Annotated in this window: 2 protein-coding genes and 1 other RNA gene; 2 read left to right on the forward strand and 1 reads right to left on the reverse strand. The window is 62.4% G+C overall.

Annotation, left to right across the window (positions count from 1 at the left end; genetic code table 11):
* Nucleotides 1-463: TonB-dependent receptor domain-containing protein (locus tag C5O18_RS09540; protein ID WP_146089337.1), on the forward strand; the 463-nt coding region annotated here is incomplete at its 5' end.
* A 93-nt stretch (nucleotides 464-556) separates the two neighbouring features.
* Here C5O18_RS09540 and ssrA read toward each other — a convergent pair.
* Nucleotides 557-912: a transfer-messenger RNA gene (ssrA, locus tag C5O18_RS09545) on the reverse strand.
* A 164-nt stretch (nucleotides 913-1076) separates the two neighbouring features.
* Here ssrA and C5O18_RS09550 point away from each other — a divergent pair.
* The coding region (locus C5O18_RS09550) for a penicillin acylase family protein (RefSeq protein ID WP_206389847.1) at nucleotides 1077-1428 on the forward strand (352 nt) is incomplete at its 3' end.

Below are 1428 nucleotides of genomic sequence, written 5' to 3' on the forward strand. Positions count from 1 at the left end.
GTTCGACCAGGCCTACCGCGCCGAGGACCACACCAAGGGGCGTGGCTGGGAGCTGGAGGTGGCTGGTGCGCTGACGCCGCGCTGGCAGGTCCAGGCCGGCTACACGCACTTCAAGAATCGCGACAGCTCGGGTGACATCCTCGACACCACCCAGCCTGTGCAGCAGTTCAAGCTCTACACCGCCTACGAGCCCGCGCTGGTGCCTGGCCTGAGCCTGGGCGCCAGCGTGCGCTGGCAGGACGACACCGCGGCCGACCCGCTCTACGCTTCAGGCAACCGCACGTTCGACAAGGTGGACAGCCACGTGGTGCTCGGCATGCACGCCGACTACGCGCTGAACCGCAACCTGTCGCTCGCCCTCGCGCTCAACAACGTGCTGGACGAGGAATACCGCGTCAGCACCTACACCCACTCCTACGGCGCGCCGAGGAATGCCACGGTGACGCTGCGCGCTAAGTTCTGAGGCGACGTAGCGCGCAAATCGAAGCGCGCGCAAAGAAAAAGGCCAGCTCGGAAGCTGGCCTTTTTCTTTTCCGGATGACTCCGGACTTGCATTTGGTGGAGATGGCGGGGATCGAACCCGCGTCCGTCAGCACTCTACCCTCGGTTCTACATGCTTAGTCTTCTCTACTGATTTAACCCGACACGGCCCGAGAGACAGGGCGTGGAAGGCGATCCGCTAGGGTTTTAGCGACGTGACACGCGGCAGGTCACGAGGCGATCCGGTATTTTTTGCGCCGACGTCCCCCGCATACCGGCATGCAGGTTCGGTCGTAGGCCGGGTTTTTAGGCGGCCAGTGCGTAGTTTTCGTCGTTTGCGACTATTTTTTGAGCTGTTGATTTAGGAGAGGCGGCTCACTCTCCGCATGCCCCTGCGGGTTTCATAACCGGCGTCGAAGCCATGTCATCCCCAGAGCCCCTCCAGCATACGCCCTGTCTGAAGTCTTGTCATGCCGGCTTGCTCCCGGCGGTGCGCTGAATTATTGTCATGGGGGACAAAACCCGACAAATGAAAAGAAAAAACGGGGGTCACCATGCATTCGTCTCCAGGGCTGTCGCCTGTCCGGGCCGGCCTGATGCTTTCCGCGGTTTGCATCCTGTCCGCCTGCTTCGGCGGAGACTCCGGCTCGTCGTCCGGCAGCGGCCGTGTCGACGGCTACCAGGCCACCATCGTGCGCACGCAGATGGGCATTCCGCACATCACCGCGAACAGCTTCGGCAGCCTGGGCTACGGCCAGGCCTACGCCTTCGCGGAAGACAACCTCTGCGTCATGCTCGATGACTTCGTCACCATCCGCGGCGAGCGTTCGCGCTATTTCGGGCCGGATGGCAGTTACACCATCGAGCCCAACGACAACACCTCGGACAACATCTCCAGCGACTTCTTCTGGAAGTTCATTGCCGATGACGCGGCCGTCGAGCGCACGC

Origin of the sequence: Amnimonas aquatica, from assembly GCF_002943415.1 — a bacterium.
Classification (GTDB): Bacteria; Pseudomonadota; Gammaproteobacteria; order Pseudomonadales; family Moraxellaceae; genus Perlucidibaca; species Perlucidibaca aquatica_A.